The sequence below is a fragment of the Streptomyces lavendofoliae genome, from assembly GCF_014649735.1.
Classification (GTDB): Bacteria; Actinomycetota; Actinomycetes; order Streptomycetales; family Streptomycetaceae; genus Streptomyces; species Streptomyces lavendofoliae.
The window spans coordinates 14,706-40,795 of the sequence record NZ_BMTP01000009.1 but is presented as its reverse complement, the minus strand read 5'-3'; the positions used below and the strand labels follow the sequence as shown (position 1 = coordinate 40,795).

Here is a 26,090-nt window from a genome sequence, read left to right as displayed (position 1 = left end):
CACCCGGTCCCCGCCGGGCCCCCAGGCGGCGCGACCGGGGCGTACTGTCGGCGGAATGAGCGGTTCCCGCACACTGGAGGCGTCAGCGGAGCCCACTGCGCGAGGAGGCGCGGAATGCGGAACGCGGTCGCCCGGCGGGGCGACGGGGGGCGCAAGGGGAACGTGGTCGGCCGGCGCGCCGACGAGGAACGACGGCCGGCGGCAGCGCGGTCGGCGTCGCCCTGGTGGCGGCCGGAGTCGCCCTGGTGGCGGGGCGGGGCCGCCGTGGCGGCGGGAGCCCTGCCCGCGCTCGCCTTCCCCGCGCCGTCCCTGTGGTGGTGGGCGTACGTGGCGCTGGTGCCCTGGATGCTGCTGGTCCGCACGGCCCCCACCGGACGCCGGGCGGCGCTGGACGGCTGGCTGGGCGGTACCGGGTTCATGCTGGCCGTCCACCACTGGCTGATGCCGAGCCTGCACGTGTTCATCCTGCTCCTCGCCGCGCTGCTCGGGCTGTTGTGGGCGCCGTGGGGTGCGCTGGTGCGGCTGATGCTGGCCGGGGCGCCGTCACGCGCGCGTGCCTCGGCGGCGCTCGCCGTCGTGCCGTCGGGCTGGCTGGTGGTCGAACTGGTCCGGTCCTGGGAGGGCCTGGGCGGACCGTGGGGGCTGCTGGGGGCCAGTCAGTGGCAGGTGCCGGCCGCCCTGCGGGTGGCGTCACTGGGCGGCGTGTGGCTGGTGACGCTGCTCGTGGTGGCGGTCAACACGGCGGTGGCCCTGCTGGTGTCGGTGCGCGCCCTGCGGCTGACGGCGGCGGGGGGACTCACCGCGTGCGCGGTCGCCGTCGCGGCGGCCGGGTGGTGGTCGCCGGCCCCCCAAACGGCCGGGCACGTCCGGGTCGCCGTCGTGCAGCCGGGCGTCATCGACGGGGCGGGCGGGGCGGAACGGCGGTTCGCCCGGGGCGAGGAGCTGACGCGGGAGCTGGCCGGCCGGGGTGACGTGGACCTGGTGGTGTGGGGCGAGAGCAGCGTCGGTTCGGACCTGACGGCTCGGCCCGAGTACGCCGAACGGCTTTCGGCTCTGTCGCGGCTGGTCGGCGCGGAGGTGCTGGTCAACGTGGACGCGCGCCGCGCCGACCGGCCGGGCATCTACAAGAGCAGCGTCCTGGTGGGCCCCGAAGGCACCACGGGCGAACGGTACGACAAGATGCGGCTGGTGCCGTTCGGAGAGTACGTCCCGTTCCGTTCCGTGCTGGGCTGGGCCACGTCGGTCGGCAAGGCGGCGGCCGAGGACCGCCGGCGCGGTGACCGGCCGGTGGTGATGACGGCCGGGGAGCGCGGGCTGCGGCTGGGCCCGCTGGTCTGCTTCGAGACGGCGTTCCCCGACATGAGCCGTCACCTGGTCCGTGAGGGCGCGCGGGTGCTGGTGGCGCAGTCGGCGACGTCGACGTTCCAGGACAGCTGGGCGCCCGGGCAGCACGCCTCGCTGGCGGCGCTGCGGGCCGCCGAGACGGGAAGGCCGATGGTGCACGCGACGCTGACCGGGGTGAGCGCGGTGTACGGGCCGGACGGCGGCCGCGTCGGCGCCCCGCTCGGTACGGAGCTCGGCGCGGCCGCGGTGTACGAGGTTCCGCTGGCCGGCGCGACGACGACCCCTTACGTCCGGTTCGGCGACTGGGCGGTGTACGGGGCGCTGGCGGTGCTGGCGGCGCTGGGCGCCTCGGCGGGCGGCCGGTGGCTCAGGCGGCGGACTGCTCCAGGCACTCCCGTACCACCCGCTCGCACAGCTCATGGGTCGCGAGTGCGTCCCGGGCGCTGAGCCTGTGCCCGGCCCGTACGGCGTCGAGGAAGGCGTGCACGGCCTGCTCGATCCCGCGCTGGCGGGCGACCGGCACCCAGTCGCCGCGCCGGCGGACGGTGGGCTGCCCCTTGTGGTCGATGACGTCGGCGAGGTTGACGACCTGGCGCTTGGTGTCCTGCCCTGACACTTCGAGGATCTCCTCGGTGGAGCCGTTCATCCGGTTCATCATGCCGATGGCGGTGAAGCCGTCGCCGGACAGCTGGAGCACGACGTGGTGCAGCAGGCCGTCGCGGATCCGGGCCCGGACGCCGGTGTGCTCGACCTGTCCGGGCAGCAGGAAGCGCAGGGTGTCGACGACGTGGATGAAGTCGTCCAGGACCAGGGTGCGCGGGTCCTCGGGCAGCCCGACCCGGTTCTTCTGCATGAGGATCAGCTCGCGCGGGTGGTCCAGGCACTGCGCGTAGCCGGGTGCGAGGCGGCGGTTGAACCCGACGGCGAGGCTGACGCCGCGCCGCTCGGCGAGCTCCACCAGGCGGCGGGAGTCGGCGAGTTCGTACGCCAGGGGCTTGTCCACGTACGTCGGCACGCCGGCTTCGAGCAGCCGGCTGACGATCTCGGCGTGCGCGGACGTCGGGGCGTGCACGAACGCCGCGTCGAGCCCGGCCGCCAGCAGCGAGTCCAGGTCGGTGTGGCACCGGCCGGCGGGCACGTGGTAGGTCCCGGCGACCCGGGAGAGGGTGGCCGGGGTACGGGTCTGGAGGTGCAGTTCGGCTCCCGGGACGGTGGTGAGCACCGGCAGGTAGGCCTTCCGCGCGATGTCGCCGAGTCCGATGCAGCCGATCTTCACAGTGGTCTCCCTATCGCCGTGCGTGCTCGTGCCCGTCCCCGGGGCCCTGCGCCCGGTCAGAATACGTGCGCTGGGGCGGTCGCCAGTCGGCGATCCCGTCGAAGGCGCGCAGCGCGAGGCCGGGGCCGAAGCGCGAGAGGGACATCAGGGTCTCCCGCACGGCGACGGCGGGGGCGCTGGTGAACGTCAGCAGCCGGGCGACGCGGGCGGACGCGCGGACGACGCCGGTGGTGCGCGGTACGCGGGCGGCCGAGTACGCGGCGAGTCCGGCGCCGGGGTCGCCGTGGGGCGGCAGGTGGTGGGCGAGCACGACGCCGTCCTCGATGGCCTGGTTGCCGCCCTGTCCGAGCATGGGGGCCATGGGGTGGGCGGCGTCGCCGAGCAGCAGGGTCCGGCCCCGGTGGAAGGCGGGCAGCGGGGTGGTGAGGTGGCGGACGTCGTGCCGGAGGACCTGGCCGGGGGCGGCGGCGTCGATGAGGGCGGGGATCGGGTCGTGCCAGTCGGCGAAGCGGCGCCGCAGTTCGGCGCGTTCGTCGTCGGGGGCGCGTGTGCCCGCGGGGGCGACGGCCGCCGCGTAGGCGTAGACGCGGCCGTCCTTGAGCGGCTGGGTGCCCCAGAGTGCTCCGCGGCCCCAGGTCTCGTGGGGGGCGAAGGGCCGGTCGGGGGCGGGCACGACGACGCGCCAGGTGGTGAGGCCCGCGTACGACGGCTCGGGGTGGCCGGGGAACAGTACGGGGCGGACGGCGGAGTTGATGCCGTCGGCGCCGATGACGAGGTCGGCCGGCAGGTCGCCGTCCGGGGTGGTGACCACGGCGCGGCGGCCCCCGGCGGCGGCCCCCGGGTCGGTGAGCGTGCCGGGGGTGCCGGTGCGGACGGTTCCGTCCGGCAGGCGGGAGGCGAGGATGTCGATGAGCGTGGCCCGGTGGACGGGGACCAGCAGGTCGCCGAACCGTTCGGTGGCCGCCCGCGCGCTCGTCCGGGCGAGCCAGCGGCCGTCGGGGGCGCGCATGCCGCCGTCGCCCTGCCAGGTCGCGAGGGCGCGGATGTCGTCGCCGGCGCCGATGACGTCGAGGGCGCGCAGCGCGTTGGGCGCCAGGCCGATGCCGGCGCCGACCGGCTGGAGCGACGCGGCGCGCTCCAGGACGGTGACGCGCCAGCCACGGGCGTGCAGGGCGACGGCGGCGGTGAGGCCACCGATCCCGCTGCCGATGACGACGGCGTGGGGCGTGGTGGTCCGGTTGTCCATGGCTCCTCCGGGAGGCCGTTTACTACAGCTGTAGTGACCTCCTTACCGTACTACGGATGTAGTGCGGGCGGTAGGTTGTCCGTATGACCGCACGTGCCGACCTGATCGCCGACACCGCCCTGGCCCTGCTCGCCGAGCGGGGCATGCGCGGGCTGACCCACCGCGCGGTGGACGAGGCCGCCGGACTCCCCCAGGGGTCGACGTCCAACAGCGCGCGCACACGGCAGGCCCTCCTGGAGACGGCGGTCCGCCGGCTCGCCGACCGGGAGGCGCAGGTCCTGAACGTCGAGGAGCTGCCGGACCCGGACGCCGACCCGGACGGACTACTGGACGCCGTGTCCCTGGCCCTGCACCGCTACCTGACCGGCCATCGCGAGCTGCTCGTCGCCCGCTACGAGCTGGCCCTGGAGGCCACCCGCCGCCCGGAGCTGCGCGCGTTCTACGACGAGACCGGCCGCCGGTTCAGGGAGCCGCTGACGGCGCTGATGCGCGCGGCGGGCTCGGCCCGGCCCGAAGCGCACACGCTGTCCCTGATCGCCTGGTGCGAGGGGGTGATGTTCTCCTGCGCGGTGGGGCCGTTCCACTCCGCCGCACCGAGCCGGGAGGAACTGCGCACCGGCTTCGCCGAGTTGCTCGGCGGCATGCTCTTCGGCCGCCCTCCGGCCGGGCGCTGATCCCTCCGACGGCCGCACCCGCACCGCCGGCCATCACCCGTGCGGGCCAATAACCACCGGTAGGGAGTCTCAACGGGTCGGTGAGCGAGCAGAGTTGCTGGGTGCATCGAACCAGAATCGCAGCGAGGGTGCTGGCGGCCGTCGCCGTGGCCGCCGTCTCCGGGTGCGTGGCGGTGGACGCGGGCCCCGCTGTCGTACCGGCCGCCCCGGAGGCGAGCCGCGCGGCGGAGCAGGACGCCGCGCCGCAGATCGTCGAGGGCCCCGCCCGGGAGGCGCTGGAGGCGGCGCTGCCGCCGCCGGCCGCCGAGCCCGCGCCGCGGCCCCCGTCCCGGGCCGTGTCCGACCGGGCGCCGGGCGCCGCGCCGCCCGCCACCCCGCACGCGGCGCCACCCGCCGCCCGGCAGCCCCGGGTGTCCCCACCGGAGCGACTCCGCGAGCAGCTCCCCCGGGTCCGCCCCCCGGCCCTGCCGACCGTCGCGGTCACGGGCACCGTCCCCGACGTGTGCGCCCTCGGCCGCGCCCACGGCGGCTGGGACCCGCACAGCCGGCAGGCCGAGCTCTGCCGGGAGGCGTACGGCCACTGACCCGCCAGGCCGTACGGGCCCTCGCCCGGGAGGCGTACGCGTACGGATTCCGCGCACCGCGCGACAGCGGCGCTCCGGAGCGGGCCCGCCCGGCGGCGGCCCGGCTTCCCCGCCCCCGCGGAAGCGGGGTCACTCGGCGGCGAGGCGCTCCGCCAGGCGGGCGATGGCGGCGCGGACTCCGGCTCCGTACCGATCGTCGTCCAGGGTGGCGGAGGCGGCGCGGGCGCGGTCCAGGTGGATCCGCGCGGCGTCGGGGCGCCGCAGCTTGACGTAGTCGGCCGCGAGGTTGAGGTGCAGCGAGGGGTACAGGGCCCGCACCGCCACGTGACCGCCGCCGCCCACCCCCTCGGCGGCGGTCAGCGCACGCAGGTCCCAGGCCAGCTCGTCGTACGGGTCGTCCTGGGCATCGGCCATGCAGTGCGCCAGGGTGCACCGCTGAAGGGGGTCGCCGTCCGCGCCGAGCTGCTCCCACAGGCGGCCGAAGCGGTTGCGCGCCTCCTCCCGGTCGCCTCCGTGGAGCAGCATCATCGTCTGCCCGATCCTGGTCAGGACGGCGTCCTCCGACGCGTCCGACGCGTCCTGCTGCTGCTCCCGCACTGCGGCCTCCACTCGTCCGTCGGCGACCGGCCCCGGGCCGGCGAGGCCGGGACGGTGTTCCGACGCTATCCGCAGTCGCCCGCGATGCCGCTCAGGCGGGGCGCGCTGCGAGGCGACTCCGCCCGGCACGACGCCCGGGCGAGCCGGTGCCGGAGGTCAGCCCAGGTCGGGGATGCGCCAGTCGATCGGCTCGTGCCCCTGATCGGCGACGGCCTTGTCGATCTGGGTGAAGGGGCGGGAGCCGAAGAACTTCTTCGCGGACAGCGGCGAGGGGTGCGCGCCCTTCACCACCACGTGGCGGCTCTCGTCGATCAGCGGCAGCTTCTTCTGCGCGTAGTTGCCCCACAGCACGAAGACGACGGGGTCGGGCCGCGCGTCCACCGCGCGGATCACCGCGTCCGTGAACTTCTCCCACCCCTTGCCCTTGTGGGAGTTGGGCTCGCCGGCCCGGACCGTCAGCACCGCGTTGAGGAGCAGGACACCCTGCTCGGCCCACGGCATCAGGTAGCCGTTGTCCGGCACGGGGTGCCCGAGCTCCTCCTGCATCTCCTTGTAGATGTTGCGCAGCGAGGGCGGCGTCTTGACGCCCGGCCGCACGGAGAAGCACAGTCCGTGCCCCTGCCCCTCGCCGTGGTACGGGTCCTGGCCGAGGATGAGGACCTTGACCTCGTCGTACGGAGTGGCGTCGAGGGCGGCGAACACCTCCTCGCGCGGCGGATAGACCGGCCCCTTCGCCCGCTCCTCCTCGACGAACTCGGTGAGCTGCTCGAAGTAGGGCTTCTGCAGCTCGTCTCCGAGGACGCCGCGCCAGGACTCGGGCAGCATGTCGGTGTCGGTCACGTCAACAACCTCCGGTGGGGTGATCGCCTTGTCTGTTCACAGAACCTACCGGCGACCACTGACAACCGGTCCCGCCGCCGGGCGCCCGCCGTCCGGTCCGGCGGTCCCCGCCCGGCTCACCAACTGGTCTTGCGCTGCAACTCCCACATCTGCAGGACCGTCTGCGGGTCGAGCGCGCGCTCACCGCCGGCGATCTCCTCGCTCGCCGCGATGTAGAGCTTGCCCTGCCACAGCGGCAGCAGCCGGACGTCGTCCACCAGGATCTCCTGCGCCCGCTCGAACTCCTCGGTGACCGCTCCCCGGTCGCTGACCTTGCGCGACTTGGGGAGCAGCTGGTCGGTGATCTCCGGCCGGACGTACGGCGTGGACAGCACGTTCTCCTTGCCGACGAACGGTGCGATGAAGTTGTCCGGGTCCGGGAAGTCGGGGAACCAGCCACGGCCGAACGCCGGGTACTGGCCCTTCTGGTAGCCCGCCTGGAACTCCTTCCACGGCTTGCCCTTCAGGGTCACGCGGAACAGCTTGGACGCCTCCAGCTGCCGCTTGAGCTCCTGGAACTCCGATTCGGTGGCCGATCCGTAGCGGTCGGTGGTGTACCAGAGGGTCAGGTCGACGGGTCCGTCGACGCCCGCCTCCTCCAGGAGCTTCTCCGCCTTGCCGACGTCCGGGTCGCCGTACCGGTCGAAGAAGGCGGTGGTGTGTCCGGCGATGCCCTTGGGGACCATGGAGTAGAGCGGCTCGGCGGTGCCCTGGTACACCTTGGCGACCAGCGCGTCGCGGTCGACGACCTGGGCGATCGCCCGGCGGACGGCGACCTTGCTCACGGACGGGTCCTGGGCGTTGAACACCAGGTAGCGGATGTCCGCGCCGGTCGACTCGACCAGCTGGAGCCCCTCGTTCTCCGGGCTCTTCTCCTGCAACTGGACGACTTCCTCGGCGGTCAGACCGCGGTAGGTGGCGTCGATCTCCTTCTTGCGGAGAGCGCCGACCATCGCCTCGGACTCCTTGAAGTACCGGATGGTGACGGCGTCGTTCTTGCGGTTGGCGAACCCCTTGTAGGTGGGGTTCTTGGTCAGCTCGGCCCGGGTGCCCTCTTCGTACGAGTCCAGCACGTAGGGGCCGGAACCGGTGAGCTTGCCGTCCTCGCGCAGCGCGTCCGCAGGGTAGCGGTCCGGCGGGACGATGGACATGGCGGGCGTGGCCAGGATGTAGGGGAAGGTGGCGTCCGACTTCTTCAGCTGGAACGTGACGGTCAGGTCGCCACTGGTGACGATCTTGTCGAGGGACCCGAGGAGCGGGGCGGGGCCACCCTTGGCGTTGATCGTGCGGATCCGGTCGATGGAGTGCTTCACGGCGCGGGCGTCGAGCTCGGCCCCGTCGGAGAACGCCAGCCCTTCCTTGAGCCGGCACTCGAAGACCTTGCTCACGGTGTCGGTGAACTTGCACTCGGCCGCGTCCGGCTGGGGGGTCGCGCTGCCGGTCGGGAAGCTCAGCAGGGTCTGGAAGACGTTCCGGTAGAGCTCCCAGGAACCGTCCCAGGCAGCGGCGGGGTCGAGCGTGCTGGGTTCGCTCGTCGTACCGACTACGATCTTGCTCTCCCCATCGGCGTCATCGCCCGAAAAGAGGCTGCATCCCGCCAGCAGGGATATGGACGCAAGGGCTGCAGCCGCCTGCAGACTGGTCCGGTTGAACACGTGCGCACGCTCCTCGTTCAGCCATGGGTCGGCCGACCATACCGCAGTGCCCCGCCAGGTCAATGTGGTGGCCGGGCGGGGCACTCGAGGCATTCAGCGGTCAACCGGGTAAATCCGGATCAGCCGACTCCGGCATTGAGGAAGATTCCGCCGTCGACGACCAGCGTCTGGCCGGTGATCCAGTCCGACTGGTCGGAGGTGAGGAACGCGGCGGCGCCGCCGATGTCCTCGGGCACCCCCAGCCTGCCCAGCGGGTACGCGGCCGCGGCCTCGGCCTCGCGGCCCTCGTACAGGGCCTGGGCGAACTTCGTCTTCACGACGGCCGGGGCGATCGCGTTGACCCGGACCCGGGGGGCGAACTCGTGCGCCAGCTGGAGGGTCAGGTTGACCATGGCGGCCTTGCTCATGCCGTAGGCGCCGATGAACGGCGACGGCGCGATGCCCGCGACGGACGCGATGTTCACGATGGCGCCGCCGTTGTCCTTCTGCCACGCCTTCCACGTCTGCTGGGCGAAGCCGAGGGCGGAGATGACGTTGGTCTCGAAGACCTTGCGCGCGACGTTCAGGTCCATCTCGGCCATGGGCCCGAAGACCGGGTTCGTACCCGCGTTGTTGATCAGGTGGTCGACGCGGCCGAACGCCTCCATGGTGCGCTCCACGGCCAGGGCCTGGTGCGCCTCGTCGTGGGCCTTGCCGGCGACGCCGATCACGCGGTCGGCGCCCAGCTTCTCGACGGCCTCCTTGAGCGCCTCCTCGCCGCGGCCGGTGATGCAGACCCGGTCGCCACGCGCGACGAGGGCCTCCGCGACGCCGTAGCCGATGCCCCGGCTGGCGCCCGTCACCAGGGCGACCTTGCCGGACAGCGGGGGCAGTTCCTGTGCGGTCATGACCGTCACCCTTCCGTTCAGTTGAGCGGGCCGCCGGCCACGTACATGACCTGGCCCGAGATGAAGCCGGCGTCGTCACCCGTGAAGAAGGCGATCGCGTGGGCGACGTCCTCGGGCCGGCCGACGCGCTGGACGGGGATCTGGGTGGCGGCGGCGGCCTGGAACTCCTCGAAGCCCATGCCCACGCGCGCGGCGGTCTGGGCGGTCATCTCGGTGACGATGAAGCCGGGCGCCACGGCGTTGGCCGTGATGCCGAACTTGCCGAGCTCCTTGGCGAGGGTCTTGGTGAAGCCCTGGAGGCCGGCCTTGACTGCGGCGTAGTTGGCCTGGCCTCGGTTGCCGAGCGCGGAGGACGAGGAGAGGCTGACGATGCGGCCGAAGCCCGCGTCGACCATGTGCTTCTGACAGGCCTTGGCCATCAGGAACGCGCCCTTCAGGTGCACGTTCATGACCGTGTCCCAGTCGGACTCGCTCATCTTGAACAGCAGGTTGTCGCGCAGCACGCCCGCGTTGTTGACGAGGATCGTCGGCGCCCCGAGCTCGGTGGCGACGCGCGCCACGGCGGCCTCCACCTGGGCGCCGTCGGAGACGTCGCAGCCGATGGCGACGGCCTTGCCGCCCGCCGCGGTGATCTTCTCGACGGTGTCCTTGCAGGCCGCCTCGTCGAGGTCGAGTACGGCGACGGCGCGACCCTCGGCCGCGAGCCGGACCGCGGTGGCGGCGCCAATGCCCCGCGCGGCCCCGGTCACGACGGCGACGCGCTGCTCGGTGGTGGACATGCTGGTTCTCCTCGCCCTTGGATCCCGGATAAGCGGCTCGGCCGGCAACGTCCATGCCGGTGAGCGACCGCTTAGTACCTTCAGCAGACGAGACGCTAGAGACCCTGGCACCCGGTGTCAACGGCCCGCCGGGTGCGCCCGGTCACTCAGCGCACCAGCAGGTCGAGCAGGCGTTCCGCCTCGCCCTCCGGATCGGCGGTCAGCCCCGTGTGCACCGGCCCGGGCTGGACCACGGTGGAGCGCGGTGCGATCAGCCACCGGAAGCGCCGCCCGGCGTCGTCGCGCGCCGCCTGCCCGGCGTGATCACCGCCCTGGCAGAGGCCCTCCACTGCGTGCAGGGCGGCCCGTACGCCGGTCACGTCGGCCGCCGGGTCCAGGGCCCGCAGCTTCGCCTCGTCCAGGTGCGTACGGGCGCACACGAGAGCCTTGGCGCGGCAGTAGACCACCACGCCGGCGTTGAAGCACTCACCGCGCTCGACCCGCGGCACGACTCGCAGCAGCGCGTACTCGAAGACGTCCCGGCCGCTCACGTGGTGCCGTCCTCGGTCCTCGCGCCGATCCCGCCGGTCCCGCCGTCCTTGGTGGGGTGCGGCCAGGGGGTCAGGTGGTCGGTGAGCCACCCGGGCGCCCGGGACGGCCCCCGTTCGGTCCGCTTCCCCAGGGTGAGCCGCTCGTGGATGGTGGCGGCGCGCGGCAGCAGCGCCTCGACGTAGGCCCGGCGCAGCGCGTCGGGCGTGTCGAAGCCCGGTTCGCCGACCAGCCACTCGTCGGGGACGTCGGCGGCCACCTCGGTCAGGAGTTCCTCGGTGACCAGGGGCGCGAGCTCGGCCGCGGCGGCGTCGACGTCGGGCGCGAAGGGGGCGAGGACGTGGTCCGAGGCGTCGTAGGGCTTGGCGGCGGAGGCCCGCGCGCCGGGCCAGTTGTGGTGCCAGATCATGGTGGCGCCGTGGTCGATCAGCCATGGCTCGCCGTGCCAGACCAGCATGTTGGGGTTGCGCCAGGAGCGGTCGACGTTGTTGATCAGGGCGTCGAACCAGACGACCCGGCCCGCCTCCACCGGGTCCATGGTGTAGGCGAGCGGGTCGAACCCGAGCGACCCGGGCAGGTAGTCCATGCCGAGGTTCAGCCCGCCGCTCGCCTTGAGCAGCTCCTGCACCTCCTGATCGGGCTCGCCGAGTCCGATGACGGGGTCCAGCTGGATGGTGACCAGCTCCGGCACGCGCAGGCCGAGCCGGCGGCCGAGCTGCCCGCAGACGACCTCGGCCACGAGGGTCTTGCGGCCCTGCCCCGCGCCGGTGAACTTCATGACGTACGTGCCGAGGTCGTCGGCCTCGACGATCCCGGGGAGCGAGCCGCCCTCACGCAAGGGCGTGACGTAGCGGGTCGCTGTGACTTCGGAAAGCATTCCCCCAGCCTACGTGGCTGTCATGATCCTCCCCATGATCGCCGCGACGACCCTCCAAGTGCCCGGTTTCCCCCGTCGGTTCGCCCGCACCCGCCGCTTCTCACTGGGCGCTCCCGGCGCCTTCACCGTCTCCCCGGACGGCCGGCGGGTGCTGTTCGTGCGCACCGGTTCCGGGACCGACCCGGCCGGGCGGCTGTGGCTGTACGAGGACGGCGAGGAGCGGTTGCTCGCCGACCCGGCCGCCCTGGGCGGCGACGCGGAGGACGACGTGCCGGAGGCGGAGCGGGTGCGCCGGGAGCGGGCCCGGGTGACGTCGACCGGCGTGACCGGTTACGCCGTCGACCGGCACGCGCGGGTGGCGGTGTTCGCGCTGGGCGGCGCGGTGTGGACGGTGCGCACCGGCGGCGGCGCCCCGTGGCGGGTCCCGACGGCGGGGCCGGCCGTCGACCCGAGGCTCTCGCCGGACGGTTCGCTGGTCGCGTACGTGACGGACGGGGTCCTGCGCGTCGTCCGCACCGCCGACGGGTCTCAGGACCGGCCGCTGGCCGTGCCGGAGGGTCCGGAGGTGACGTACGGGCTGTCGGACCACGTGTCGGCCGAGTCGGTCGGACGGCTGCGCGGCCACTGGTGGTCCCCGGACGGGGACGCCCTGCTGGTGGTGCGGACGGACCACGCGCGCGTGGGCCGGTGGTACCTCGCGGACCCCGCCGATCCGGCGAGGCCGCCGCGCGCCGTCCGCTACCCGGCCGCCGGCACGGCCAACGCCGAGGTGTCGCTGCACGTCCTGCGCCTCGGCGGGCGGCGGACACCCGTCCGGCTGCCGGAGCGGGCGGACGCGGCGGCCCATCCGCCGGGCGAGTGGACGGACACCCGGTACGAGTACGTCACGGCCGCCGGGTGGGACGGCGCCGGGCCGTTCGCCGAGGTCCAGACGCGCGACCAGCGGTCGGTCCGGTGGCTGGCCGTCGACCCCGCCACCGGCGCGACCCGCCCCCTGGCGCTGCGCACCGACCCCGCCTGGGTGGACCTCACGCCGGGCGTCCCGCTGCGGACCGCCTCCGGGACGCCGGTCGTCGCCGCCGTACGCGACGACGCACGCGGCCTGCGCGTCGGCGGCGTGCCGAGTCCGCCGGGACTGCAGGTCCGGGCCGTTCTGGGCGCGGCCGGCGAACGGGTGTTCTTCACCGCGAGCGAGGACCCCGCCGAGACGCACGTGTGGGCGTACGACCCGGAGACCGGGTTCGACCGGGTCAGCCGGGAGCAGGGCGTGCACACGGCGGCGATGGGCGGTGACACCGTGGTCCTGGACAGCCGGACGCCCGAGGGGCGGACGGTGACGGTCCTGCGCGGCGGGACGCCCGCCGGGAGCATCGCCGTGCTCACCGCGTCGCCCCCGGTGACGCCCCGGCCGGTCCACCTGTCGCTTGGCGCGCGGGAGCTGCGCGCCCACCTCCACCTGCCGTCCTGGCACGTGCCGGGCTCGGGCCGGCTGCCCGTGCTGCTCAGCCCGTACGCCGGGCACGGCGTCCAACTGGCCGTGCGGGCGAGCGGCTGGTACGGCGCGGTGGCGCAGTGGTTCGCCGAGCAGGGCTTCGCGGTGCTGGTCACCGACGGGCGCGGCACCCCGGGGCGCGGCCGGGCGTGGGAGACGGCGATCCACGGCGACCGGCTGACCGCGCCCCTGGAGGACCAGGTGGACGCGTTGCGCGCGGCGGCCGAGCGGTACCCGGACCTGGACCTCGCGCGGGTGGGCGTCCGGGGCTGGTCGTACGGCGGCTACCTCGCGATCGGCGCGGTGCTCCACCGGCCGGACGTGTTCCACGCGGCCGTGGCGGGCGCGGCTCCGACCGACCGCCTGCTGTACGACACCCACTGGGAGGAGCGCTTCCTCGGCCACCCCGATGTCCAGCCGGAGAACTACATGCGCTCCTCCCATGTGGCGCACGCACACCTGCTGACCCGGCCACTGCTGCTGATGCACGGGTTCGCCGACGACAATGTGGTGGCCGCCCATACCCTGCGGTTCTCCGCCGCGCTGCTGGCGGCCGGTCGGCCGCATTCATTCGTCCCGCTCCCCGGCGCGACACACCAGGTCACCCGCGAAGAGGTGGTCAGTGGCCAGTTGACGGCGGAGGTGGCGTTCCTGAAGAGGTCCCTGGGTGGGTGAACGGCCCCGGCGGCCCTCCCGTACTCCTGCATGACGCGTCGGCGTCGGGTCGACCACCAGGGAAGGGGTGCCGTAATGACCGGATCGCAGGGGACCGGCAGGGCGGTGGCGCGCCGTACGGTCGTCGCCGCGGCGAGCGGGGCCGGCCTGGCCGCCGTGCTCACCGCCTGCGGGGAATCGGACTCCCCAGCAGCGTCCGTCGGGAACGCCCCGGCGGGCGGGGGCGGCACCGGAGCCGCCCCCGGTGCCGAATCGGGGCCGGGTGCCGGATCGGGGCCGGGTGCCGGATCGGGGCCGGGTGCCGGATCGGGCTCCGGCGGCAAGGTGCTGGCGAGGACGACGGACATCCCCGAGGGCGGGGGCAAGGTCGTCGGGGATGTCGTGGTGACCCAGCCGACGGCGGGCGCGTTCAAGGCGTTCTCCTCGAAGTGCACGCACGCGGGCTGCGCGGTCAAGGACGTCGCCGACGGGGTCATCAACTGCCCCTGCCACGGCAGCGCGTTCGACGCGGCGGACGGCAGTGTCAAGGCGGGCCCGGCCACCGCCCCGCTGCCGCCCGCGCCGATCACCGTCGAGGGCGGTGTGATCAAGCTGGCGTGATCCCGGGTCGGGCGCCGGCCGAGGTGCCGCCCCGACCCCGCCCGCGACCGCCGTCACCCGCCACCCGTCAGCTGCCGACCGCCAGGCCCACCTCGCGCAGCGCCTCCACCGCCGCCCTGATCGAAGGCCGGCGATCCGCGTCCGTGCGCCACACCGCGTAGATGTGCCGTCGCATCCGATGGCGTACGGGCACCAGGGCGACGCCCTCCGGGACCGCTCCGCGCCCCAGCCGGGGCGTGACGCACACCCCGAGGCCCGCCCGGATCAGCGCCAGCTGGGTGTGGTGCTCGCCGGCCAGGTGCGCGATGCGCGGCTCGATGCCCTTCGAGCGCAGGGTGAACATCAGCCACTCGTAGCAGAACTCGCCCTCCGGCCACGACACCCAGTCCTCGTCGGCGAGCTCCTCCAGGTCCAGCTCCGCCCGCCCGGCGAGGGGGTGCCCGGCCGGCAGCGCCACGTCGGCGGTGTCGTCCAGCAGCTCCGCCCTGGCCAGACCGGCGGGCACGGGAAGCCGCTTGTTGCTCCAGTCGAGCACGACGGCCAGGTCCATGTCGCCGCGCAGCACCTTGCGGACACCCTGCTCGGGCTCCAGTTCGCTGATCCGGACGACCAGGTCGGGGTGGTCCCCGCGCAGTGCGGTGATGGCCGCCGGGAACAGCCCGCGCGCCGCCGTGGGGAACCCGGCCAGCCGCACCTCGCCCACCACCTGGCCGCGCTGGGCCTCGATGTCCGCCTGCGCCAGCTCCACCTGGGACAGGATCCGCGCCGCGTGGTCGGCCAGCAGCAGGCCCGCGTCGGTCAGCCGCACGCCGCGCCCGTTCTTGGCGACGAGCTGCTGGCCCACCTCCCGCTCCAGTTTGGCGAGTTGCTGCGACACCGCCGAGGTCGTCACGTGCAGCCCGTCCGCCGCGCCGCTCACCGAGCCGTGGCGGGCGAGGGCGTCGAGGGTCCGCAGGCGCTCCAGGTTCAACATGTAAGCAATGCTAAGCGAATGTCACCACGAAATCTCGCTTGTTCTACGACGTCGTGGAGGCCAAGGTGGTCGTCATGAGCACCGCGACCGCAGCCTCCGACCCCTCGCCGACCCCCACCTCCCCCGGCGCCGCGCCGATGGGCGCCGCACACCCCGCCGGAGCCGCGGATCCCACGGGCGCCGCCGGCCCGACCGGTGACGCCGCACCGCCCGCACGGCGCCCCGCGGTCGACTGGCGCGTCCGCTTCGCCCTGCTCTCCCTGGTCTGGGGCTTCAGCTTCCTGCTGATCAAGGTGGGCACCACCGCCTACGCCCCCTTCCAGGTCACGTTCGGCCGCCTGTTGTTCGGTACGGCGGTGCTCGCCGTCGCCATGGCGGTGAAGCGCGCCGGCCCGCCGCGTGGCGTCCGCACCTGGGGCCACCTCATGGTGGCGGCGTTCTTCCTCAACGCCCTGCCGTTCTCCCTCTTCGCGTACGCCGAGCTCACCATCCCCTCGACGCTGGCCGGCATCTGCAACGCCACCTCCCCGCTGTGGGGCATGATCCTGTCCCTGGTCGCCCTGTCGGAGGACCGCCCGACGCGCCGCCGGGTGGCCGGGCTCGGGATCGGCTTCATCGGCGTCCTGACGGTGCTCGGGGCGTGGCAGGGCTTCTCCGGGCTGGACGCCACGGGTACCGCGATGGCGCTGCTGGCCTCGCTGAGCTACCCCATCGGCTGGATATACGTCCGTCGTACGCTCGCGGGCCGCAGCGAGTCGCACCTGTCGCTCACCGGGGCTCAGCTTTTCCTCGCCACCCTGCAACTGGCGCTCGTCACCCCGCTGTTCACCACGTGGCCGGCCGCCTTCCCGGTCGTGCCGCTGCTCGCGGTGATCGCGCTCGGGGCGCTGGGCACCGGCCTGGCGGTCCTGATCCAGTACGGGATCGTCGCCGAGGTCGGCCCCACGACCGGCCAGATGGTCACCTACTTCATTCCGGTCATCGCCACCGCCGCCGGGGTGACGCTCCTGGACGAGGCGCTGACCTGGAACACCCCGGTCGGGGCCCTGATCGTGCTGGCCGGGGCGGCCCTCACGCAGAGCCGCCCCAAGGCCGGCCCGGCCCGTCAGCCGTAGCTGCGCGCCCGCACCGGACCGGCCGCCGCGGCCACCGCGTCCGCGAGCGGCTCCAGACCGGCCGGCGGCAGGCCCGAGACGGTGATCCGTACGCCCGGCCCCGCGGCCATCCGGAACCGGGCCCCCGGCGCCACGGCCCACCCGGCGTGCAGCAGGCGGGCCACCGCGCCGGTCTCGTCGGCCACCGGCACCCACACGTTCATGCCGCTGCGCCCGTGCGCCTGGACGCCCCGCCTCTCCAGGGCCGCCACCAGTGTGTCGCGCCGGTCCGCGTACGCCGCCGCCACCGCCCGCGTGTCCACCGCGCCGGTCCGCCACAGGTGCACCACGGCCCGTTGCAGCAGATGGCTCACCCAGCCGGGCCCGAGGTTCTGCCGGCCCAGCACCCGGTCGACGGTGACCGCGTCGCCGGTCAGCGCGGCGACCCGCAGGTCCGGCCCGTACGCCTTGGCCACCGACCGCACCAGCACCCAGTGGTCGGTCACCCCCGCGAGCGGGTGCAGCGGCACGTCCACGAACCCGTGCCCGTGGTCGTCCTCGATCAGCAGGACGCCCGGATGCGCGGCCAGCACCCGCCGCAGCTCCGCCGCCCGCGCCGCGCCCACCGCCGCACCGGTCGGGTTCTGCGCCCGGTCGGTGACGATCAGGGCCCGCGCCCCGGCGTCGCGCACCGCCCGCTCCACCGCGTCCGGCAGCGGGCCGTCGTCGTCGAGGGCGACGGGCACGGGTTTCAGCCCGAGCGCCGGTACGAGGTCGAGGAGGGCGCCCCAGCCGGGGTCCTCCAGCGCCACGGCGTCACCCGGCCGCAGGTGGGCGGAGAGCACGCGCTCGATGGCGTCCAGCGAGCCGGACGTGACGGCGACCGGCCCGTCCGGCACCCCGTCGGCGTCCAGCGCCGCCCGCGCGAGCCGGGCGAAGTCCTCGTCCACCGGGGCCTGCCCGTAGAGCACGGGCTCCTCGGCCGCGCACCGCGCGGCAACCGCCAGTGCCTCTCCGAGCGGCGGCAGGAGGGCCGGGTCGGGGTTGCCCCGGCCCACGTCCCGCACGCCCGCCGGCGCGTCGATCCGCAGGGACCCGCGCGCGGTGGTGGCGGGGCGCGGCCGCACCCGGCTGCCCCTGCGCCCGGCCGTCTCGATCACCCCCCGCTCTCGCAGGGTGCGGTAGGCGGCGGCGACCGTGTTGGGGTTCACGCCCAGCTCGGACGCCAACTCCCGCATGGGCGGCAGGAGTTGGCCCGGCTCCAGCTCTCCGGACCCCACGGCCCGCTCGACGCTCGCGGCGATCTCCGATGCGCGCCGCCCGACGATCCGATACTCTCCTAGCACAAACCAGATTATGCACTAGTGCAATAGGGAGCGCAAATGCCGGGCACCGAGACCGCCTACCAGCCCACCGACCGCACCGTGCCGACCCGTTCCCGTGAGCGCGCCGCCTACGACCGGGAACTGGTGCACGCGATACTCGACGCGGCGTACGTCTGCCACCTCGGTTTCGTCCGCGACGGGGCACCGGTCGTCCTGCCGACCCTGTACGGCCGTGTGGGCGAGCGTCTCTACGTCCACGGGTCCACCGGATCGCGCCCGCTGCGCATGGCGGGCCAGGCGGACCCGGGCCTGCCCGTCTGCCTGACCGTCACGCACGTCGACGGCCTGGTGCTGGCCCGCTCGGCCTTCCACCACTCCCTCAACTACCGCTCGGTCGTCGTCCACGGCACCGCCCACCAGGTGACCGACGCGGACGAGAAGCGCACGGCGCTGGACGCCCTCGTCGACCACGTGGTCCCCGGCCGCTCCGCCGACTCGCGCCCGGCCAACGGCAAGGAGCTCGCCGCGACCGCCGTCCTCCGGCTGGACCTCGCCGAGGTGTCCGCGAAGCTCCGGACGGGAGGCCCCAACGACGAGCCCGAGGACCTCGGGCTCCCGCACTGGACGGGCGTGGTGCCGGTCCGCACGGCGTACGGCGCCCCCGTCCCGGCCGACGACATGGACCCGTCCGTCCCTCTGCCCGGCTACCTCGCCGCGCTCTGAGCGACGCGACCGCCGGGGCGGGGGCGGCCGGGAGCGAGGCCCCGGGGCGCGCTCCGGCGCCTCGCTCCCCGGCCCCCGGGCTCCGCGGTCCCGGTCCCCCGCCTCGGGTTCCCGCGGTCCCGGCCCCCGGCTTCCCCGGCCCCGGCCTCGCCCGTCGGCCCGCGCGACCGGCTCAGGCCGGCGCCTCCGCCCGGCGCCTGCCCATCGCGCCGCGCGCCTCCGACGCCGCCAGCCCGACGACGGCGGCGAGCAGGAGGACCGTGCCGCACACGGTCGCCCCGGTCAGGCGCTCGCCCAGGACCGTGACCGCGATGACGGCCGCGCTCACCGGCTCCAGGAGCATGATCACGGAGACGGTCGCCGCGCGCACCACGGCCGCGCCCGCGAAGTACAGCGCGTACGCGAGCGCGGTCGGCACGGCCGCCACGTACACCAGCAGCCCCACCACCTCGGCCGGTTCGGCGGTGTGCGGGACCAGTCCCTCGGACGCCGCCATCGGCAGCAACCCGACCGCGCCGACCGCGAAGGCCCAGGTGCTCGTGGCCAGCGGGTCACCCCCGCCGCCGTCCCGTCCGAGCCACCGGGTCAGCAGGGTGATCCCGGCGTACCCGGCGGCCGACAGCACCGCCAGGGCCACCCCGGCGGGCCGCACCGCGACGCCACCGCCGCCGAGCACCAGCACGACGAGCCCGGCCAGCGCGCCCACGACCGCGATCACCCCGCCGCGCCCGAGCCGCTCCCCCATGGTCAGCCGGGCGCCGAGCGCGATGAGCACGGGCCCGGCGCCCAGCGTGACGACCGTGGCGACCGCGAGGCCGGTCGACTCGACGGCGGCGAAGTAGGCGCTCTGGAAGAGGGTGAGCCCGATCCCCGTACCGAGGACGCGCAGCGCCCACCGCCGGCGGGACTCGGCCGCCCTCGCCGCGCGACGGCGGCGTACCGCCAGCGCGCCGAGCAGCAGCACCAGGCCGCCGGCGCAGCGCCAGAACGACAGGGCCAGCGGGCCGAGGTCGCTCACCAGGAACACCAGCGAGGCGGCCGCCCCGGCGGTGCCCCAGGCGACCCCGGCGACGATCAGATAGAAGAGGCTGCGCCCGATGGGCACAGCGGACAGGTCGGACACGTGACTTCTCCGTACGACAACAGACGGTTGAGGGGCCGTTCGACTGCGCACGCGGGCAGCGACGAGCCACCCGGGGACTGCCCGGGCCGGTCCGCGTCAGGAGGGGTGGTGCCGCCCGCGTTACGCGGCGGGCGGCGGAAGTACGGTCGCGTGCATGGTCCGAGACCTTACGTGGCGGTCCGCCCGGCCGACAACTCGTCCCCGGCCGCCGCCCGGTCCGATCCGGCCACCGGGCCCGAGGGCGCCTTGGGCGTCGACGACTGGGCGATGAAGGCGCCCACCAGTACCACCGCGCCGCCCAGGATCTGCGGCCCGGAGAGGTGCTCCCCGAGCAGCACCCAGGCGCAAACGGTCGCGATGACCGCCTCCAGGCAGGCCACCACTCCGGCCACTTGCGGGGAGAGCCTGCGGACGGCGATGACGCCGGTGACGTACGCGACGACGGTGGCGACCAGCACGATCCACCCCAGCAGCAGCCACGCCGGGACGGCGGCGCCTCCCATGTCGGCGGTGCCGCCGAGCACCTGCCGGTCCATGCCCCACGGTCGTGCCACGAAGGTGAGGACGACGGCGCCGATGAGCAGCCCGTAGGCGATGACACCGAGCGGATCGACCGGTTCGGCCTCGTCGCCGCCGTGGTCGGACAGGACGAAGTAGCCGACCTGGCAGCAGGCGGCACCCAGGGCGAGCAGCAGCCCCACGAGGTCGAAACGCAGCCCGGACCACACCTCGACGACGCAGGCCAGGCCGCCGACGGCGAGAACCACACCTGCCCCGGCGGCACGCGTGACCGGCCGGCGCTGCACGAAGCGCACCCACGCGAGCACCAGGGCGGGGGCGAGGTACTCGATGAGGAGCGCGACACCGACGGGGATGCGGGAGATGGCCGCGAAGTAGCAGGCCTGGACCCCGGCGACGGCGAGCAGCCCGAAGCCGGCGAGCAGCGCGGGCTTGCGGCGCAGCAGGGCGCGGTGGCGCCAGGCGACGGGCAGCATCACGAGCGCGGCGCCGGTGACCCGCAGCCACACCACGTGCAGCGGATCGAGCCCGGCCTCGATGAGCGGCTTGGCCGCGACACCTGATCCACCGAATGCGAACGCCGAGGCCAGGGCGAGTCCCAGGCCGGCGTTTCTCCCCTGAGACGCGTGCATCGGCACATCATGGCAGCGGCCGGTCAGGAGCGTAAAGCCGGTGACACCTGTTGAGACGACTCACCGGGCGGGCACACCGCCCGCCCCCCGCGCCGCCACCGCGCCACCGCCCGCGCACTGCCGCCGAACGAGCCCGGGGGGCGGCGTCCGGCGTGGCGCCGTGACGAGCCGAGCCCGTGACGGCGACGGGCCGCACGGCTCAGTGCTCGTCGGCGAGGATCAGGTACAGCTTCCTGCGGGCGTCGTTCATGACGGCCAGGGCCTTCTGCCGCTGGTCGGCGTCCCCGGTCTTCCAGACCTGCCCGAACGCCTCCAGCAGACCGAAGCCGGCCTGCCGGACCTCGTGCAGGGCCTCCCGGTCGACTCCGCTTCCGGCACCTTCCCACGGCGCGTCGGCGACCGCCTCCGCCTCCGTCCGTCCGGCGTCGGTGAGCGTGAACAGCTTCTTGCCGCCCTCACTCCTGCTGGTAATCAGCCCTTCGTCCTCCAGCAGTTGGAGGGTCGGGTAGACCGATCCCGGGCTGGGCCGCCAGGTCCCGCCGCTGCGCTCGGCGATCTCCTGGATCATCTCGTAGCCGTGCATCGACCGGTCCTTGAGCAGCGCGAGGATCGACGCGCGGACGTCACCGCGCCGCGCCCGGCCGCCGCGTCCCCGGCCACCGCCGAACGGCCCTCCTCCGAAGGGCCCGCCGGCGAACGGTCCGCCGCCGAACCCCGGTCCGAACGGGCCGAAGGCGCCCCGCCGCCCGTCGAAGTCCCCCGGACGCTCGCCGCCCCATCCACGATGGCCGTGCCCATGGCCCCGGTGCGTACGCATGTCGCACACTCCTTCCCTCATCGTTCGTTCGCGATGCTTCAACGATATATCGGAACTGTTCGTCGAGCAATCGTCTGGTGTGAGGTCGATCCAGTGCGGCACGATTGGCCTTGGTCCCGGAGGCCCTCGCCCCCCTACGGTCGGGCCATGCGCATCCGAATCGTCGACGCCTTCACCGACCGCCCCTTCTCCGGCAATCCTGCGGGAGTCGTGCTGTTGGACGCCTTCCCGGACGACCACTGGCTCCAGAAGGTCGCCGCGGAGGTCAACCTCTCCGAGACCGCGTTCGCCCACCCCCTGCCGCCCGGCGGCGAAGCCGACTGGGCGCTGCGCTGGCTCACCCCGGTCGCCGAGGTCGACATGTGCGGCCATGCCACGCTCGCCACCGCGCACGTCCTGCACACCACCGGGCGCGCCACCGGCACCGTCCGTTTCACGGCGCGGTGCGGCATCCTCTCCGCTACGGCGGCCGAGGACGGCTCCCTCACGCTGGACTTCCCGACCTCCCCCCTGACACCCGTCCCCGTCCCCGACGGTCTCGCCTCGGCGCTCGGCTGCGACATCGTCGGTGTCCACGACACCGCCGCACACATCGGCGACCTGCTGGTCGAGTTGCCGGACGAGCGGTCCGTACGGTCCCTCGCGCCGGACTTCGCCGCCCTGGCGTCCATGGCGGACCGGGGCGTCATCACCACCGCCGCCGCCGAGGACCCGGAGCGCGGGTACGACTTCGTCTCACGCTGCTTCTTCCCCGCCCTCGGTATCGACGAGGACCCGGTGACGGGCAGCGCGCACACCGCGCTCGCGCCCTTCTGGTCGGCCCGCCTCGGCCGGAAGGAACTGACCGGCCTGCAGGGCGGCGCCCGCACCGGGCTGGTACGGACGGCGCTGCGCGGCGAGCGGACGCTCCTCACCGGGAACGCGGTGACGGTGATCGAGGGCGACCTGCTGGTGTGAGCCGACCGGTGGGTCCGGTTCACGGCGAAGGGGCGTACGGAACCCTCCGTACGCCCCTTCGGTCCGGCCGCCTCACGCCGTGGGCAGCCATCCCACCCGGCCCGCCAGCAGGGCGTAGCCGACGAACGCCACGATGTCGAGCAGCGCGTGCGCCACCACCAGCGGGCCCACCCGCCCCCACCGCCGGTAGAGCAGCACGAAGACCGCGCCCATCACCATGTTGCCGATGAACCCGCCCACGCCCTGGTAGAGGTGGTACGAACCACGCAGCACCGAACTCGCCGCCAGCGCCGCCACCGGGCTCCATCCCAGCCCGTCCAGCCTGCGCAGCAGGTACCCCACGACGATGACCTCCTCCAGCACGGAGTTCTGCACCGCCGAGAGGATCAGCACCGGGTACTTCCACCACACGTCGGGCAGCGCCTCCGGCACCACCGTCAGGTTCGCCCCGCCGGCCCGCGCGGCCAGGTAGAAGGCGAGCCCCGCGCTGCCGATACCGGCCGCGACCAGCGCCCCGCGTCCCAGATCGGGCCACGGCCGGGAGCGGTCGAAGCCGATCGCCCGCAGCCCCGCGCCCTCCCGCGTCAGCAGGTGCGCCACCAGTACGACGGGCACCAGCGCGGTCGCGATCCCGAAGAGCTGCCAGGCCAGGTCGAGCCAGGGGCGCCCGGGCGCGTACGAGCCGTTGAGCGTGGCCGCCTGCTCCTTCAGCCCACCCGGTTTCGTCAGTGAACCGACGAAGCTGATCAGCGCCGAGACCCCGCTCGCCCCCAGGGAGAGGGCCAGGACGATCAGGGTCTCGGACCGCAGGGTCCGCACCCCCGCGCCCTCCGCGGGAAGAGATCCAGCCACGTACGCGCACACCTGCCTCGGTCGACCGCCATGGGTGACACAGCTTGCCCGACGATCGCACCGGCCACCCAGCCGGCCCCAGCCGACACCGCGCCGACCCCAGCCCCCGGAGCCCCGGCCATCCCGCACCCGCCACCGCACCGACCCGGCACCACACCCGTCCGGCAGGCACCCGGCTCCCGGCGCCGCACCCCGCCCGCACCGCACCCCGCCCGCGCGGCTCCCGGCACCGCACGCCGGACCCGCGCCCGGCCCGGCGGTGGTCTCAGCCCTCCAGCTGGGCGTCCGGCCGGCCCGGGAAACCCACCGGCCAGGTGTGCACCGGCTTCCCCTGGCGCATCAGCCGGCAGTACTGACGGGTGGTCGCGGCCAGCGCGGCCTCCCGGCCGAGCCCCGCCTCCAGCGCCCGGTGGAAGGTCTCCACCTGCCAGGAGGCCCCGTTCACCCGCCGCTTGCACCGCTCCTCGATGATGCCGAGGTACCGCTCCCGGTCGGTGCGCTCCACGCCCCAGGCGTCGAGGCCCGCGGCGGCCAGCGGCAGCAGTTCGTCCCGGACCAGCTTCACCGCCGGAACCGTGGTGACCCCGCTCCTCCCGGGGCGCGGCCAGCGCAGCTCGGCGTCGATCCCGTACCGGCAGGCCGCGTCGAAGTTCGCGGCGGCGTCCTCGAACGGCAGCCGCTTCCACACGGGCCGGGGCTCCTCCGCGAGCGCGCGGACCAGGCCGTAGTAGAAGGCGGCGTTGGCGAGGACGTCGTCGACCGTCGGCCCGGCCGGGAGCACCCGGTTCTCGACGCGCAGGTGCGGGACGCCGTCCACCACGCCGTACACCGGCCGGTTCCAGCGGTAGACCGTGCCGTTGTGCAGGGCCAGCTCCTGGAGGCCCGGGACCCCGCCCTCGTCGAGGACGCGCAGCGGCTCCTCGTCGTCGCAGATCGGCAGCAGGGCGGGGAAGTACCGGACGTTCTCCTCGAAGAGCTCGTACGCCGAGGAGATCCACCGCTCGCCGAACCAGGTGCGCGGTCGTACGCCCTGCGCCTGCAGCTCGGGTGGGCGGGTGTCCGTGGCCTGGGTGAACAGCGGTGGGCGGGACTCGCGCCACAGCTCGCGGCCGAAGAGGAAGGGCGCGTTGGCACCCACCGCGATCTGCACGGCGGCGAGGGCCTGCGCGGCGTTCCAGACGTCGGCGAACCGCTCGGGCGTCACCTGGAGGTGCAGCTGCACCGAGGTGCAGGCCGCCTCCGGGACGATGGAGCTCGCCGTACAGCTCAGCCGCTCCACTCCCTCGATGTCGAGGGTGAAGTCCTCGCCCCGCGCGGCGACGATCTCGTCGTTCAGCAGCCGGTAACGGTCGACGTCCGACAGGTTCCCGGACACCAGGTCGTCCTGCGACAGAGTCGGCAGAATACCGATCATCACAATGCCGGCGTCGACCTCCTGCGCCTTGCGGTGCGCGTACGCCAGGCCCGTTCGCAACTCCTCGGCGAGCTGGTCGAAGACCCGCCCGCCGAGCCGGTGCGGGGCAATGTTCACTTCCAGGTTGAACATTCCGAGTTCCGTCTGGAAATCCCGGCTCGCGATGCGCTCCAGCACCTCCGCATTCATCATGCGCGGCATGCCGTCGGCGCCCGCCAGATTCAGCTCGATCTCCAGGCCCACGAGATTGCGCGGCCGGTCGAACCTCTTGTCGGCAAGGAGTCGCTCAAGTCCCGTCAGGCACTCCTGGAGTTTCCTGCGGTACCTCTGCCGATCGGACAGGTCGAAGCCGCCTGCCGCGATCTTCTCCCCCATCGAAGCGTCCCTCCTCGAGTGGGCGGCGCGCGGCGCCCTCCGCCCGCGTCACGGACGATAATGCCCAGCCGTACTGATCTGTAACGCCCGCGCCGACAGGGCGTGGGCGGTAGGCTGGATACATTGTTTGTCCGGCACATTCCGGAGGCATGGGACAGCGCGCAGTTACCGGCGGCCGACGCCCGACGCCGCCTCCGGCGTGAGACGCTTCGACGGCCGATACGGCGGCGCCATTCGGCCTACCGCGGACCGGGCAACACCGCAGGCAGCGGCCTTGCCGTCACGGGAAATCTACAGAAAAGCCGCAAATTAAGGACCCGTTTCGGCCTTGACGGTAATATCGCCGACGGCTAGCGGAAACATTGCGTGAACACGCGTCGTATAAACTCCGCGAACGAGGCAGAGAGTCGAGTCCGGCAACGGCCCGTCGGCCCCCTCCGGCACCCTCTGACCCCGAAGCTGACACTGCCGTCCGCACCTTTCTCGCATCACCCTGTCTCTTGACTGAGAGGCGACCCACCATGCCGCTGCACGTCTCCCCTGCCCCCGCGCCCGCCCTGCGCAGCGTTCTCGCGGCGCTCGGTTCCGCCGCCGTCCGCGAGGCCCACACCCCCGCTCTCCGGTCCGTCCAGGGACCGCTGAGCCCCGAACTCCCGCTCCCTCTCCACGTGCTCGACGTCCGGGACCCGATCTCTCCGTCCGCCGGCGCGCCGCGCACCCGGCTGGCCGGCTGGCGGTTCCTGATCCGCGGCGGCGACCGCCCGGTGGCCGCCGCGGACACCGTGCTCACCCCGGACGGATGGGCGTTCTCGCACTTCTTCGAGGGCCCCTACCTCGCCTCGACGGAGCGGGCCCTGCGCCAGGCGGAGTCCATGGCGACCCGCCACCAGCCGCGCCTGCTGTCCGTACCGGACCTGTACATGCTGACGCTGTGGCTGCACGGGGACACCGAGGCCGATCCGGCCACCGGAGCACCGGCCCCGGCCGACCTCCTGATCCCGCTGGCGCCCGCGCCTCCGGGGATCGCCTCGCACCTGCCGTACCGGGTCGCCGACCTGCTGCCCGTCCTGTCGCTGCGCCTGGTCCCCCCGCCGCTGCTGGAGTCAACGGCGTGATGACCGGCCCGGTCCGTTCGGACTAGCCCACTGGGGCCATCCCGAACCACCCGAACGGACAGGGTGGTTGAGCTGAAC

Annotated in this window: 25 protein-coding genes; 9 read left to right on the top strand and 16 right to left on the bottom strand. The window is 74.0% G+C overall.

Translation table 11 applies throughout. The annotated features are described in order from the left end of the window. Nucleotides 1-114: 114 nt before the first annotated feature. Nucleotides 115-1,791 (top strand): apolipoprotein N-acyltransferase, encoded by a 1,677-nt coding sequence (gene lnt, locus IE109_RS18135; protein WP_189551945.1) that lies wholly within the window; start codon nucleotides 115-117, stop codon nucleotides 1,789-1,791. Here lnt and IE109_RS18130 read toward each other — a convergent pair. Together IE109_RS18130 and IE109_RS18125 are read right to left on the bottom strand one after the other, a co-directional pair. Continuing rightward, a complete protein-coding gene (locus IE109_RS18130; RefSeq protein ID WP_189551944.1) occupies nucleotides 1,712-2,620 on the bottom strand; it encodes a Gfo/Idh/MocA family protein in 909 nt (302 codons plus the stop codon). The genes lnt and IE109_RS18130 overlap by 80 nt on opposite strands. 10 nt (nucleotides 2,621-2,630) lie before the next feature. Next, nucleotides 2,631-3,866 carry an FAD-dependent monooxygenase gene (locus IE109_RS18125; protein WP_189551943.1) on the bottom strand — a complete coding sequence of 412 codons (1,236 nt, stop codon included), beginning with the start codon at nucleotides 3,864-3,866 and terminating at the stop codon, nucleotides 2,631-2,633. A gap of 83 nt (nucleotides 3,867-3,949) precedes the next feature. On the opposite strand from IE109_RS18125, the gene IE109_RS18120 reads away from it, so the two are divergent. Together IE109_RS18120 and IE109_RS18115 are read left to right on the top strand one after the other, a co-directional pair. Then, complete coding sequence (locus tag IE109_RS18120) at nucleotides 3,950-4,540, top strand: TetR/AcrR family transcriptional regulator (protein WP_189551942.1); 591 nt, start codon at nucleotides 3,950-3,952, stop codon at nucleotides 4,538-4,540. 101 nt (nucleotides 4,541-4,641) lie between these two features. Next, complete coding sequence (locus IE109_RS18115; RefSeq protein WP_189551941.1) at nucleotides 4,642-5,124, top strand: hypothetical protein; 483 nt, start codon at nucleotides 4,642-4,644, stop codon at nucleotides 5,122-5,124. Between the two features lie 129 nt (nucleotides 5,125-5,253). Here the strand turns inward: IE109_RS18115 and IE109_RS18110 are convergent, their stop codons facing one another. The 7 genes from IE109_RS18110 to IE109_RS18080 form a co-directional block, all read right to left on the bottom strand. Further along, on the bottom strand, nucleotides 5,254-5,652 hold the full coding sequence (locus IE109_RS18110; RefSeq protein ID WP_189552164.1) for a hypothetical protein: 399 nt from the start codon (nucleotides 5,650-5,652) through the stop codon (nucleotides 5,254-5,256). A gap of 225 nt (nucleotides 5,653-5,877) precedes the next feature. Next, nucleotides 5,878-6,561: a uracil-DNA glycosylase gene (gene ung, locus IE109_RS18105; protein WP_189551940.1), complete on the bottom strand. Its 684-nt coding sequence runs from the start codon at nucleotides 6,559-6,561 to the stop codon at nucleotides 5,878-5,880. Between the two features lie 116 nt (nucleotides 6,562-6,677). Beyond that, nucleotides 6,678-8,255 (bottom strand): ABC transporter substrate-binding protein, encoded by a 1,578-nt coding sequence (locus IE109_RS18100; RefSeq protein ID WP_189551939.1) that lies wholly within the window; start codon nucleotides 8,253-8,255, stop codon nucleotides 6,678-6,680. Between the two features lie 119 nt (nucleotides 8,256-8,374). After that, nucleotides 8,375-9,142: an SDR family oxidoreductase gene (locus tag IE109_RS18095; protein ID WP_189551938.1), complete on the bottom strand. Its 768-nt coding sequence runs from the start codon at nucleotides 9,140-9,142 to the stop codon at nucleotides 8,375-8,377. Between the two features lie 17 nt (nucleotides 9,143-9,159). Beyond that, nucleotides 9,160-9,921 (bottom strand): 3-oxoacyl-ACP reductase FabG, encoded by a 762-nt coding sequence (gene fabG, locus IE109_RS18090; protein ID WP_189551937.1) that lies wholly within the window; start codon nucleotides 9,919-9,921, stop codon nucleotides 9,160-9,162. 146 nt (nucleotides 9,922-10,067) lie between these two features. Next, nucleotides 10,068-10,451: a DUF3037 domain-containing protein gene (locus IE109_RS18085; protein ID WP_189551936.1), complete on the bottom strand. Its 384-nt coding sequence runs from the start codon at nucleotides 10,449-10,451 to the stop codon at nucleotides 10,068-10,070. Further along, complete coding sequence (locus IE109_RS18080; RefSeq protein ID WP_189551935.1) at nucleotides 10,448-11,326, bottom strand: HipA family kinase; 879 nt, start codon at nucleotides 11,324-11,326, stop codon at nucleotides 10,448-10,450. The genes IE109_RS18085 and IE109_RS18080 overlap by 4 nt, the downstream gene beginning before the upstream one ends. 34 nt (nucleotides 11,327-11,360) lie before the next feature. On the opposite strand from IE109_RS18080, the gene IE109_RS18075 reads away from it, so the two are divergent. Beyond that, the gene (locus tag IE109_RS18075) at nucleotides 11,361-13,493 is read left to right on the top strand and encodes a S9 family peptidase (RefSeq protein ID WP_189551934.1); all 2,133 of its coding nucleotides are present in this window, start codon (nucleotides 11,361-11,363) and stop codon (nucleotides 13,491-13,493) included. A 75-nt stretch (nucleotides 13,494-13,568) separates the two neighbouring features. Beyond that, complete coding sequence (locus IE109_RS18070) at nucleotides 13,569-14,093, top strand: Rieske (2Fe-2S) protein (RefSeq protein ID WP_189551933.1); 525 nt, start codon at nucleotides 13,569-13,571, stop codon at nucleotides 14,091-14,093. 67 nt (nucleotides 14,094-14,160) lie between these two features. Here IE109_RS18070 and IE109_RS18065 read toward each other — a convergent pair whose 3' ends face one another. Next, on the bottom strand, nucleotides 14,161-15,066 hold the full coding sequence (locus IE109_RS18065) for a LysR family transcriptional regulator (RefSeq protein ID WP_189551932.1): 906 nt from the start codon (nucleotides 15,064-15,066) through the stop codon (nucleotides 14,161-14,163). Between the two features lie 38 nt (nucleotides 15,067-15,104). Between IE109_RS18065 and IE109_RS18060 the strand changes: the two genes are divergently transcribed. Further along, nucleotides 15,105-16,181 carry a DMT family transporter gene (locus IE109_RS18060; RefSeq protein WP_229891208.1) on the top strand — a complete coding sequence of 359 codons (1,077 nt, stop codon included), beginning with the start codon at nucleotides 15,105-15,107 and terminating at the stop codon, nucleotides 16,179-16,181. Here the strand turns inward: IE109_RS18060 and IE109_RS18055 are convergent. Further along, a complete protein-coding gene (locus IE109_RS18055; protein ID WP_189551931.1) occupies nucleotides 16,172-17,506 on the bottom strand; it encodes an aminotransferase class I/II-fold pyridoxal phosphate-dependent enzyme in 1,335 nt (444 codons plus the stop codon). The two genes, IE109_RS18060 and IE109_RS18055, sit on opposite strands and share 10 nt — an antisense overlap. Before the next feature lie 36 nt (nucleotides 17,507-17,542). Between IE109_RS18055 and IE109_RS18050 the strand changes: the two genes are divergently transcribed. Further along, nucleotides 17,543-18,208: a pyridoxamine 5'-phosphate oxidase family protein gene (locus IE109_RS18050; RefSeq protein WP_189551930.1), complete on the top strand. Its 666-nt coding sequence runs from the start codon at nucleotides 17,543-17,545 to the stop codon at nucleotides 18,206-18,208. 172 nt (nucleotides 18,209-18,380) lie between these two features. Here the strand turns inward: IE109_RS18050 and IE109_RS18045 are convergent, their stop codons facing one another. The 3 genes from IE109_RS18045 to IE109_RS18035 form a co-directional block, all read right to left on the bottom strand. Next, complete coding sequence (locus IE109_RS18045) at nucleotides 18,381-19,331, bottom strand: DMT family transporter (RefSeq protein WP_229891207.1); 951 nt, start codon at nucleotides 19,329-19,331, stop codon at nucleotides 18,381-18,383. A 167-nt stretch (nucleotides 19,332-19,498) separates the two neighbouring features. Beyond that, nucleotides 19,499-20,482: an EamA family transporter gene (locus IE109_RS18040; protein WP_189551928.1), complete on the bottom strand. Its 984-nt coding sequence runs from the start codon at nucleotides 20,480-20,482 to the stop codon at nucleotides 19,499-19,501. A gap of 199 nt (nucleotides 20,483-20,681) precedes the next feature. Then, nucleotides 20,682-21,299, bottom strand: a complete 618-nt coding sequence (locus IE109_RS18035; RefSeq protein ID WP_189551927.1) for a PadR family transcriptional regulator — start codon at nucleotides 21,297-21,299, stop codon at nucleotides 20,682-20,684. A gap of 147 nt (nucleotides 21,300-21,446) precedes the next feature. Between IE109_RS18035 and IE109_RS18030 the strand changes: the two genes are divergently transcribed. Then, entirely contained in the window at nucleotides 21,447-22,256 is an 810-nt protein-coding gene (locus IE109_RS18030; RefSeq protein WP_189551926.1) for a PhzF family phenazine biosynthesis protein, read from the top strand. A gap of 72 nt (nucleotides 22,257-22,328) precedes the next feature. Here the strand turns inward: IE109_RS18030 and IE109_RS18025 are convergent, their stop codons facing one another. Next, entirely contained in the window at nucleotides 22,329-23,108 is a 780-nt protein-coding gene (locus IE109_RS18025) for a CPBP family intramembrane glutamic endopeptidase (RefSeq protein WP_189551925.1), read from the bottom strand. A gap of 265 nt (nucleotides 23,109-23,373) precedes the next feature. Beyond that, the gene (locus IE109_RS18020; protein ID WP_189551924.1) at nucleotides 23,374-24,897 is read right to left on the bottom strand and encodes a glutamate-cysteine ligase family protein; all 1,524 of its coding nucleotides are present in this window, start codon (nucleotides 24,895-24,897) and stop codon (nucleotides 23,374-23,376) included. 521 nt (nucleotides 24,898-25,418) lie between these two features. Here IE109_RS18020 and IE109_RS18015 point away from each other — a divergent pair. After that, nucleotides 25,419-26,012, top strand: a complete 594-nt coding sequence (locus tag IE109_RS18015; protein ID WP_189551923.1) for a hypothetical protein — start codon at nucleotides 25,419-25,421, stop codon at nucleotides 26,010-26,012. Nucleotides 26,013-26,090 lie beyond the last annotated feature (78 nt).

Coding starts and splice junctions, on each gene's coding strand:
- IE109_RS18040 (WP_189551928.1), bottom strand. CDS start 20,482: ATGCACGCGTCTCAGGGGAGAAACGCCGGCCTGGGACTCGCCCTGGCC.
- IE109_RS18035 (WP_189551927.1), bottom strand. CDS start 21,299: ATGCGTACGCACCGGGGCCATGGGCACGGCCATCGTGGATGGGGCGGC.
- fabG (WP_189551937.1), bottom strand. CDS start 9,921: ATGTCCACCACCGAGCAGCGCGTCGCCGTCGTGACCGGGGCCGCGCGG.
- IE109_RS18075 (WP_189551934.1), top strand. CDS start 11,361: ATGATCGCCGCGACGACCCTCCAAGTGCCCGGTTTCCCCCGTCGGTTC.
- IE109_RS18020 (WP_189551924.1), bottom strand. CDS start 24,897: ATGGGGGAGAAGATCGCGGCAGGCGGCTTCGACCTGTCCGATCGGCAG.
- IE109_RS18015 (WP_189551923.1), top strand. CDS start 25,419: ATGCCGCTGCACGTCTCCCCTGCCCCCGCGCCCGCCCTGCGCAGCGTT.
- IE109_RS18095 (WP_189551938.1), bottom strand. CDS start 9,142: ATGACCGCACAGGAACTGCCCCCGCTGTCCGGCAAGGTCGCCCTGGTG.
- IE109_RS18080 (WP_189551935.1), bottom strand. CDS start 11,326: ATGCTTTCCGAAGTCACAGCGACCCGCTACGTCACGCCCTTGCGTGAG.
- IE109_RS18120 (WP_189551942.1), top strand. CDS start 3,950: ATGACCGCACGTGCCGACCTGATCGCCGACACCGCCCTGGCCCTGCTC.
- IE109_RS18125 (WP_189551943.1), bottom strand. CDS start 3,866: ATGGACAACCGGACCACCACGCCCCACGCCGTCGTCATCGGCAGCGGG.
- IE109_RS18070 (WP_189551933.1), top strand. CDS start 13,569: ATGACCGGATCGCAGGGGACCGGCAGGGCGGTGGCGCGCCGTACGGTC.
- IE109_RS18030 (WP_189551926.1), top strand. CDS start 21,447: ATGCGCATCCGAATCGTCGACGCCTTCACCGACCGCCCCTTCTCCGGC.
- IE109_RS18065 (WP_189551932.1), bottom strand. CDS start 15,066: ATGTTGAACCTGGAGCGCCTGCGGACCCTCGACGCCCTCGCCCGCCAC.
- IE109_RS18110 (WP_189552164.1), bottom strand. CDS start 5,652: ATGATGCTGCTCCACGGAGGCGACCGGGAGGAGGCGCGCAACCGCTTC.
- IE109_RS18050 (WP_189551930.1), top strand. CDS start 17,543: ATGCCGGGCACCGAGACCGCCTACCAGCCCACCGACCGCACCGTGCCG.
- lnt (WP_189551945.1), top strand. CDS start 115: ATGCGGAACGCGGTCGCCCGGCGGGGCGACGGGGGGCGCAAGGGGAAC.